The organism is Porphyromonas sp. HMSC077F02 (genome assembly GCF_001815465.1).
GTDB classification, from domain to species: domain Bacteria; phylum Bacteroidota; class Bacteroidia; order Bacteroidales; family Porphyromonadaceae; genus Porphyromonas_A; species Porphyromonas_A somerae.
In genome coordinates this window covers 1-9,037 of the sequence record NZ_KV820621.1, presented here as the reverse complement: position 1 = coordinate 9,037, position 9,037 = coordinate 1, and the positions used below count along the sequence as shown (strand labels likewise).

The following is a 9,037-nucleotide window of genomic DNA, read 5'->3' as shown; positions in this document are numbered from 1 at the left end:
TCAGAAAACTTTCGTTTCCCGACCTACTCGATTGGATATCCCAGGAGCTCCATAGTGTCCGAGCCGTCTGATAAAGTACCTTATCGGACAAGTCAGACAAGTCGGACGATTCGGACAAGTTGGCAAGTGCTTCACTTGATTTCTCCCTATACTCTCGTCCCATTTGCCGACTTGTCCGACTTGTCTGCCCTGTCCGATAAGGTTCTGGCAGAGAGGCACCATGCTTATTTGGCAAGGGCTTGGCGCTGTAGTTTGAGGGCTTTTTGGATCATCTCTCGCTGGAGCTGCGGAGAGTGGTTGGCTTGTAGACGAGGGATGTACTCTGCCTCGAGGGCTTCTAATTGCTGTGCGAGGCCAGTGCCATCGGGTCGGTAAATGAGCGGCATATAGAGGTAACGGCTCTCTTCTACCGTGCGAAGTGGGTAGAGCTTCTCTCGCTTTAGCTGTTTGGCAAGAGAGGCGATGGTCTCCCCCTCTGATGTTGGTAGCTGAAGCTCAGTGGGGATTTCGTTGGTGGTCCAAATGGGAATGAGTGGCGAGAGATAGGGCTGACCGATCTCCACCCATGAGGTGGTTAGCTCAGGGTTTTCCCCTTGGGCTACCCCCTCTACCAGAATCATCGAACTGGTATCATAGCGGGCAATGAGGTCGTCGGAATCAACAAATCCACTGCGGCTAGGGAGCTGCCCCTCTTCTGCCAGTGCTCGATAGTCTATCTCCATCAGACCGTGGTACATAGAGCGGCTCAAGCGACTGCCAAGGAGCTCTACAGTCACCTCTCCCGGCTTTAGGTGGGTGAATAGATTGGCCGCACAGCGGAGGCGGACATATCCATACCCCTCGTCTTCGGTGCCGGTGTAGGAAAAGTTGGTGCGAAGAACGTACCCCTCAGGAGCCTCATTGGCATCAAACTTGGTCCAAGTCTCATTATTCACTTCGTAAAACGCTGCACCCCCTTCGGCGTCAATGACTCCAAAATGGGCCGCCAATCCCATAGGTCGGGGGAGGGCATTGAGGAGTGCTTCAAACTCTGTGAGGTTGCGACACTCGGCGAGGGCACGCTTCATCAGCACGCCTTCCTGATCAATGTAATCGCCAGTATAGCCGTGGTTGACATTGAAGGAGGCACTATTCATAATGGCAAAGCCGTGGCTATTGTGTCCACCCCACACCTGTAGGCCAAGGGTGTCGGAGTCGTTGACCAAACCGACATAGTAGCCGAGGGGGCTTTCGAAGCGTTGCATATGATTGTCGTACGCTTCTGTGTCACGGAGTTTCCAGATCATTGGTCGCCCATTCTTGGTGAAGCGACCTGATAGCACAGCAGTGGTGCAGGCGATGGCTTGTGTGGTAGCCAAAAGCAATAGCAGTGTGGTGAGTAGTTTTTTCATAGTGTTATGCATTAATGGGTGAGTAATTCTCCAATGACGTAGTTGCTTCCACCCACAAAGAGGGTCTCTGCACCTAGCTCCTTAGCTCTCTGGATCGCCACTTTGTACGCCTCGTGTATGTCGGGAATCACCTCGCTATGGGTGACACCGACTGCCTTGGCAAGAGCTTGTAGCTCTGTGGCAGGAAGGGCTCGTGGCGTGTGGGCTTGGCAGAAGATATAGTGAGCTTCCAAAGGAAATTGGGTGACCACGTGGGGCACATCTTTATCGCCCGCCATACCGATGAGCATCACGAGACCGCCCTCCTTTTGCCACTGTTGTAGGGTGGGGGCAAGGTGTTGCCAGGCATCGGGATTGTGCCCTGTATCAATGACGATGGTGGGGTTGGTCTGCTGAATCACTTCCAATCGCCCCCTCAGTCCGTAGTGACTTAATCTCTGCAACCCCTGGTGCAAGGCAGTATTCTCAATCTCATATCCCTTGGTGCGGAGTAGTAGTAGCACCTGTAGCACACCCCCAAGGTTTTCGATCTGATATTCCCCTCCTAAAGGGAGGGTGAAGGTGCCGAAGTGGGCGGTGGTCACCTTGTACCCTATCTTGAGTGGTTGGTACATGAGGATCTCTTCCTCTCGGTCGGCGAGGGTAAGGGGAGCCTGGAGCTCTTTGGCCTTAGCCACCACCACGTCGGTCACCTCTTTCTCCGAGCTTCGGCTCAGCACTACAGGGGTGTGTGGCTTGATGATGCCCGCCTTTTCACCAGCAATAAGGGGTAGGGTATTGCCGAGGTACTGGGCGTGGTCCATGCTCACATTGGTGATGAGACTGACCAAGGGCTGTATCACGTTGGTGCTATCCAATCGACCGCCCATACCCACCTCTATCACGGCGATATCTACCTGCTCTTTCGCAAAGTAGGCGAAGGCAAGGGCGGTGGTGAGCTCAAAGAAAGTGGGGGATAGCTCTGGTGGCATCTTCTGCCGTATCGTCTCTACAAATTGGACGACAAACTCCTCCGATACCATCTCCCCATTGATGCGAATCCGCTCACGGAAGTCGACGAGGTGGGGGGAGGTGAATAGCCCCACCCGAAGGCCACTCTCCGCAAGGGTAGCCGCCAACATAGTGCTGCTGGAGCCTTTGCCATTGGAGCCGGCAATGTGGAGGGTGGTGAGTTGCTTATGGGGTGAGCCACAGAGCTGTAGTAGGGTCTCAACTCGCTCTAGTCCAGGTTTATAGCCCGAAGCTCCTTCCTTTTCAAACTGTGGTAATTGCGAAAATAGATATTCTGTTGTCTCTTGATAGGTCATCTCTCTATTTCTCTATAGGGTAATACTTTATTCCTCACAAAGATAACTATTTTCCAGATTTGTAGAGGGGCCCTATCAGTGGTGTTTTTTATCGGACAAGTCGGACAAGTCGGACACCGTGATAGATAGGTGCTATGAACCGTTGCACCCGACAGGGTGCCACTCAGCTAGCCCCTGGTCGAGGCTCGCAGAGCCGACGACCAGCGGGTCATGAGACACACCATATCTCTCGACCCTTGCGGTCGCACCTACGATGCTTGTGCGACCACAAGGGTCGATTATTATATTATCGAATCGTTTCCCGCTAGTCGTTCGGGGCGCTGACGCCCCTCCGACTAGGGGCTAGCTGAATGGCACCCTGTCGGGTGCTGATAAGGTACCTTATCTGGGATGCCTCATGACTCGGACAGGTCAGACAAGTCGCCCTCCGACAGGGGGGCTACAACAAATCGGACCTCCTCCGGAGGTCCTTACACATGAATGCCACGTGGTAAGCCCCCCCCAATGTCCGAGAAAGGTGTTCGTGCAAAGGGATACAAAAAAAAGCACCCGCTGGGGTGCTTCTTTCGTATTGCTCTAGGGGGGATTAGTAAAGGTCGAGCATCATTTTCACTTCGTTCTCATAATTGGGCACCCTTACCTTGTGGTATCTAGAGAAAGAGGGGCTCAGGATTACTAGGTACATATCGCTCACCTCAATGCCGTAGTTGCGTTTTAGTATCTCAGCGTAGAGGTTTTGCTGGAGTGCAGCGTGGATAAATGGGGTGTCATCGAGGTGGCTTATCACGCCATGCCCTTTTTGCCGGAAGTTACTCCGATTGGGCTGAAAGTGTCCGTCTACTTCACGCCCCATGCGTCGGCTCCGTTTCCAATCGTACATTGTATAGGATCCATCCATCTCCTGTACCAATAGGTCGAGCGTCCCTGCTAGCCAATGCTTATCGTCGTAGATCATCCATTCGGTGCGGAAAGGGTCTATGCGGTGGTCACGGACAAATTGATTGAAGTACTCCATCTCCTTTTCAATGCTATAGGCCCGCCCTATACCGCCCTCTTCAGGAGCTAAGTCCATACTACTCTCGGGGATCTCGCCCAAGAAGCTTTGCTCTATCTGAGTATGCAGAAAGGTGCCCAAGTTGCGTGCGACATAACCTTTACTATCCTGCTCCTGTTTTTTTTGCTCCTTCTGCAGTTCGGTAAGCTTATCATCGCGATTAATCCAGAAGTAAGGGTCATAGGGGTCGAAAAAGGAGGCAATGAACGAGGTGACCGATGTGAGGGGCTCAATCCTCCCGATATGTGTGTAGGTGTGACTATCTGCATCAAACCGGAGATCTCCATCTCTCTCAAATGCATTTCTTTGATTGTAATTCATATCCTTATTTCTCCTTTATACCTGTTCTCAATACTCTGCCTAGAGTGGGTTATTCGTCCTCTTCGTTGCTTTCTTTCACTACAAATGGGCGCTGTAGACTTTGCTTGAGTGAGATAAGTGTCTCGGTAGAGACCACTCCCTCAATCTGCTGAAGCTGGTCATTGAGGATGTGCATCAGGTGGTCATTATCTCTTGCGTATAGCTTAATGAGCATAGTGTACGGCCCTGTGGTGTAGTGTATCTCTACCACCTCCGAGATCTGCTCCACTTGCTTCACTACCGTGTTGTAGAGTGATCCTCTTTCTAACACGATTCCTACGTACGTGAGGGTCTTGTATCCGAGCGCGTTGTAATTGATGCAGCTTCGTGACCCCTGTAGGATACCGCTACCAATAAGTCTCTGGATACGCTGGTGTATGGCTGCTCTGGATAGATCACACGCCTCTGCAATATCCATATAGGGTCTGCGTGCATCTTCAGAGAGCATGTTGATAATCTTGATATCAATCTCGTCTATCTTCTTCATACCGGTATTGTTAAAATGTACGTGCTTGCTAGTGAATTGGACAAAGTGTTTCAGTTCTTCCGACAAAGATAACAAAAAACAAGTCAATTCACAGCACCCAACCGATCTTGTTTGTTAAGGAAGCTGTCGATAGTGATAGATAGAGCTGATGTTGTAGGTACGATGTAGATGATAGAGAGCTAGTGACTTCACTGGTAGCGTCTCCTCTTTGCCCAACATCGGAAGCTGATACATCTTGGTCCGATTCTCTACTGCCGGTCCAGTCCTCCCTTGATCCAACCACGAGAGATAGAGCTTCCGTGTATAAGGGTCTGCACCGATTGTGAGGAAGTAGCCTTGGCGACTGTCATACTCAGTACGGCTACCTATCCTAAAATAGAGCTCTGACTTTGGGGATTGCTCAGAGGAGTTATCCAGCTTCAGTGGGATGCGGTATAGGCTACGCATCTTGGCATCGGAGCCTGTGGCAGTAGTGAAGTAGAGGTACCCTTCCTTTGTATCATAGTAGCTTCCTCGACCAATCGATGGGGAGGTCCAAAAGGTAGCAACCACCTTCGACTCCTTGAGGGAGAAAAGGAAGTTCCGCCCATCATTATCGGTAAGCACACGGTAGTCTCCAGCAGCGTTATCGGCTCTAATACCTCCTTTCGAAGCGATTGGTATCGACTTTGCCTTTTCGGATCCATTGCTAAATAGGTAGATATTAGGGTCGTCTCTCAAGACGAAGTACGCCTTATCTTCGTATGAAAAAGCAGACCGCAAATAGTTCGAGGAAAGCCCCTGAAGGGGAATCATTTCCTCACTATCAACTCTATTGAGGTAACGGTATCGACGGGAGTTTATGGCAAAGTAGGTGTCGCCAGCATTGGTGGTGCAAGAGCCAGTGACCCATTCGTTGAACTCCTTTGAAGGGAGAATGATAGGGATACTCTTCACCAGGCTAAGGTCGCTCCGTCGGAGGATGGTGAGCCGTGAGGTATGTGGTCCATACTTCCCCTCAGTAAAATCGTACTTTGTCATCAGTGCAAAGTATTTAGACGAGGCGGAGAGGTCCATCTCGCAACAAACGGCCAATGCTGGTACCTCCTTGATCAGCTCCTGATAAATGTCGCGTTCAAGGAGCTTCCCATCGCGGTCCATCAATCGCAAACTAGGCAGCTCCGATACGCCATCAGGGATATTAACGATGATCGAGGAGAGCCCTGCCTCGCAGAGGAGCATGTAGCCCTCGTACCCTGTCAGTGGGCGGGTGGGCTGATCCTCCTTGGGCTTTGGCGTAGGCTTCTCTGGCTCCTCCTGAGGGTTGGGCTTAGGGGGCAAAGGGCTTGGAGCTTCCCCACTGCCACATGCGACAGCGAGAAAGCTCCAAGCTATGAAACTTAGAAATGTATACCGAGACATATTATTTCTTTGCTTCTACCACAAAGATATCCTTATGCCACTTGTTTCCTACACCTCCGTAGGCCTCCACTGCATCTGCAGGCACTACTAGTCGTGGGCTTTTGCTCTTCAGGTCATCGCTAAAGCCTTGTGGTGTAACCGTTGGAGGGGTCTTACCCAATTCGAGTAGCTTAATATTCACTTGGTAGCCGAATCCATTGTCATCGATCTTCGTGACACTTGGCAGAATGACGGTGTTCAACTGTCCATCCCACCTTGCATTGAAGGCATCCACAGGCACCTCTTTGAGTAGTGGGAAGTTGATCTCCTTGAGGCTTGATGCCTTCTTAAAGGCTCCTACGCCAATCTCCTCTAGGAGTGGAGCTTCAAACTTCACTAGAGCGCTAAAGCCTTCGAGACCACTTCGGCCAATCTTCTTGAGCTTCGGGAAAATAGCAGTAGTAGTCTGTCTCGCACCAGCCATACCCTTTTCTTGAATCTCCACTACACCCGTACCGATGATCTCCTTGATACGAGGTCTATTATTAAAGGCGTTGATCTTTATCACCGTCACGTAAGGTGGAAGCTCTAGCTTCTCTATAGATACAGAACCAGAGATCTTTGTCAGTACATTCCCCTCAATTGTAATTCCCTCAGGTAGTGGATAAACATCCTTGCCATTGATAGTAGAGAATTGGTGGGTCTTGGCAAACTCAATGTATTCATCGGCTTTCTCCTCTGGAACAATGAGCGCCTTGCTCATAGGCGTGTCGGCAAAGGCATCCTCTGCCACCTCTGGGATCGTTGCCCCTAGCTCTACCTCTACAAGCTCCTTAGCTCCCTTGAAGGCACCGGCCTCTATCTTAGTGATAGATGGTGCGTGCACTTTCTTTAGCACCTCTTGCGAAGCAAATACCTCCTTGCCAATCGTGGTAGCCTCCTTAGGAATAGTGATCTCCTCCTGAAGCAGATAGGCGGGGTAAAGGGTCAAGATGCCCTCAGCAACTGTTATTTGTGGAATCTTTACCCCATTGATTGAGATAAAGTGGTGGGTATGAGCTAGGAGATAGTATTGCTCCTCCTTACCTTCGGGTACAAATAGCTCCTTCTCCTCGCTTGTCTCGGCAAAAGCATCTTCAGCAATCACGGGGATAGCCTCTCCAATGGTGAGCTTTAGAAGTCCCGAGCCAGCAAATGCCTTTGGCCCAATCTTCTGCAGGCGCTTACCAGTGATTTGCTTAAGTCCCTTATACCCAGCAAAGACTTCCGCATCCACTTCAGTGATGCGCTTCAGATCCACGATGCCATCCTTTGGTAGCTCGTTTTCTGGATATACTTTTAAGATACTGTAGGTGTTTTCTACCTCTATTTTACTCTCCTTGTACTTAGGAGTTTGGTCTTCGCCAAAGCAAGAGGTGAGGCCCAACATCAGTCCCAGTGAAAGGGATGTTGTAAGGATGATCTTTTTCATTTTGTCTATTGTAATGATGATTATTGAATGATGGCTGTTGCACGAGGTTGATTGCCTTCGTGCAACAGCCATTATTTTACTTTAGATTGTCAAAGCCGTAGCCTTCCTGCTGAGGGAGTAGGTGCTTTAGTGTCTTTGGAAAGGCAAGGTATGCCTCTGCCACAGAGCCAGTGAGGCGGTTGCCCGAAACTACATAGATAGTGTAGTCGCCACCCTTCTTTTGCACTCTCTCTGGGAGCTGACCCGAAAGGTTGTTGTTGCTAAGATCTACCCAGAAAAGCTCTGGTTGCTCTGCACCTGCTAGCCCGCTAGGGATAGTTCCCGATAGTCGGTTGCTGCCAAGGTATAGAGTGTGTAGATTGCGAAGCTTGGTGAGGCTTGTTGGAATTTCTCCAGTGAGCTCATTACGCTCTAGGCTTAGCTGTAGTAGATTCTCGAGCTGACCAAGTGAGCTTGGAATCTCTCCTGATAGGCGGTTGTTGCTCATCCAAAGCTCCTTAAGGCTGGTGAGTTGGCCGATGCTAGCAGGGATATTGCCAGTAAAGTGGTTGTCACCAAGTGATAGATACTCAAGCTGACCAAGCGAACCAAGACTCTCAGGAAGTACCCCACTAAAGTTACAGCCATAGAGAGCTAGGTACTTAAGGTTGGCAAGGTCGCCGACACTGCTAGGTAGCTCGCCACTCAGGTTTTGGTGAGAGAGGTCCAACACTGTAAGTGACTTTAGGGCACCTATGGTCTTAGGTAGCTCGCCAGTAAGTCGATAGTTATTAGGCTTGTGATCCTTGGCACTCTCCATATTGCCGTCCCATGTGCAAGTAAGCTCGTATGGGCTAGTGCGTAGGTCGAGGGTATCTAGCTGTGAGAGTTGTCCAATCTTATCAGAAAGGAGACCTGTCAGCGAGGTGTACCCAAGACGCAATGAGCGGAGCGACTGTAGGTCGTAGATGCCATCAGTGATCTCCCCTTTGATCCCACTATTATATTGTAGGTGGAGGGCTTTGAGGGCGGTGAGCTTGCCGATGCTTTGTGGAAGCTCGCCTTGAAGGTTGTTAGCTCCTAAGTAGAGAGCTACCACACGTGGTTGCCCCGCTACCTCTGCTACAGAGACACCTTCCCACTCAGCTACTGGAATCTCAGATAGCCAGCCACTGCTCTTAAACCACTCCTCACCACCAAGGGCTTGGTATAGGTCAATAAGTGCCAGACGGTCACTCTCAAGAGAGCCGACAATAGTAGCGTCGTTGGCCACAAGAGTGGTATTGCTGCTGTTAAGTGCCACAGGAGCATCAAGTGCACTGTTCTTGCAAGAAGAAAGACCTCCGATTAAGAGGATGGCTAATGATGCAAGAATCATTGGTGCAAGTTTTTTAGTATTCATACGTTTATAGTTATTAAATGGATAATTACCGTTTGGGATGAGAGTTTGCTTCATTTGGGGAAGCCCCCTCATCACTGCGTGCAAAGATACTATTTTCCTCCTACTTATCCAAGTAATTATACGGCTTCAATCTTGGGTTACGCATTAGAAAGATCTTATCATGAATGACCTCCCCCTCGTGGGAGGTCAGACGGATCATAGCCCCT

Annotated in this window: 7 protein-coding genes; all 7 read right to left on the bottom strand. The window is 50.2% G+C overall.

From position 1 onward, the window contains the following. Window positions 1–224: 224 nt before the first annotated feature. Window positions 225–1,391 (bottom strand): carcinine hydrolase/isopenicillin-N N-acyltransferase family protein, encoded by a 1,167-nt coding sequence (locus HMPREF3027_RS00135; RefSeq protein ID WP_246830490.1) that lies wholly within the window; start codon window positions 1,389–1,391, stop codon window positions 225–227. An 11-nt stretch (window positions 1,392–1,402) separates the two neighbouring features. Further along, a complete protein-coding gene (locus HMPREF3027_RS00130; RefSeq protein ID WP_070706278.1) occupies window positions 1,403–2,698 on the bottom strand; it encodes a bifunctional folylpolyglutamate synthase/dihydrofolate synthase in 1,296 nt (431 codons plus the stop codon). Between the two features lie 586 nt (window positions 2,699–3,284). Then, window positions 3,285–4,073, bottom strand: a complete 789-nt coding sequence (locus tag HMPREF3027_RS00125; protein ID WP_070706277.1) for a hypothetical protein — start codon at window positions 4,071–4,073, stop codon at window positions 3,285–3,287. Window positions 4,074–4,122: 49 nt separating this feature from the next. Then, window positions 4,123–4,599, bottom strand: a complete 477-nt coding sequence (locus tag HMPREF3027_RS00120) for an Lrp/AsnC family transcriptional regulator (RefSeq protein WP_018028821.1) — start codon at window positions 4,597–4,599, stop codon at window positions 4,123–4,125. 114 nt (window positions 4,600–4,713) lie between these two features. Next, complete coding sequence (locus HMPREF3027_RS00115) at window positions 4,714–6,000, bottom strand: hypothetical protein (RefSeq protein WP_070706276.1); 1,287 nt, start codon at window positions 5,998–6,000, stop codon at window positions 4,714–4,716. Between the two features lies 1 nt (window position 6,001). After that, the gene (locus tag HMPREF3027_RS00110) at window positions 6,002–7,450 is read right to left on the bottom strand and encodes a leucine-rich repeat protein (RefSeq protein ID WP_070706275.1); all 1,449 of its coding nucleotides are present in this window, start codon (window positions 7,448–7,450) and stop codon (window positions 6,002–6,004) included. A gap of 76 nt (window positions 7,451–7,526) precedes the next feature. Continuing rightward, window positions 7,527–8,831 carry a leucine-rich repeat domain-containing protein gene (locus HMPREF3027_RS00105; RefSeq protein ID WP_141756196.1) on the bottom strand — a complete coding sequence of 435 codons (1,305 nt, stop codon included), beginning with the start codon at window positions 8,829–8,831 and terminating at the stop codon, window positions 7,527–7,529. Between the last annotated feature and the right edge of the window lie 206 nt (window positions 8,832–9,037).

Coding starts and splice junctions, on each gene's coding strand:
- HMPREF3027_RS00125 (WP_070706277.1), bottom strand. CDS start 4,073: ATGAATTACAATCAAAGAAATGCATTTGAGAGAGATGGAGATCTCCGG.
- HMPREF3027_RS00105 (WP_141756196.1), bottom strand. CDS start 8,831: ATGAATACTAAAAAACTTGCACCAATGATTCTTGCATCATTAGCCATC.
- HMPREF3027_RS00115 (WP_070706276.1), bottom strand. CDS start 6,000: ATGTCTCGGTATACATTTCTAAGTTTCATAGCTTGGAGCTTTCTCGCT.
- HMPREF3027_RS00135 (WP_246830490.1), bottom strand. CDS start 1,391: ATGAAAAAACTACTCACCACACTGCTATTGCTTTTGGCTACCACACAA.
- HMPREF3027_RS00130 (WP_070706278.1), bottom strand. CDS start 2,698: ATGACCTATCAAGAGACAACAGAATATCTATTTTCGCAATTACCACAG.
- HMPREF3027_RS00110 (WP_070706275.1), bottom strand. CDS start 7,450: ATGAAAAAGATCATCCTTACAACATCCCTTTCACTGGGACTGATGTTG.
- HMPREF3027_RS00120 (WP_018028821.1), bottom strand. CDS start 4,599: ATGAAGAAGATAGACGAGATTGATATCAAGATTATCAACATGCTCTCT.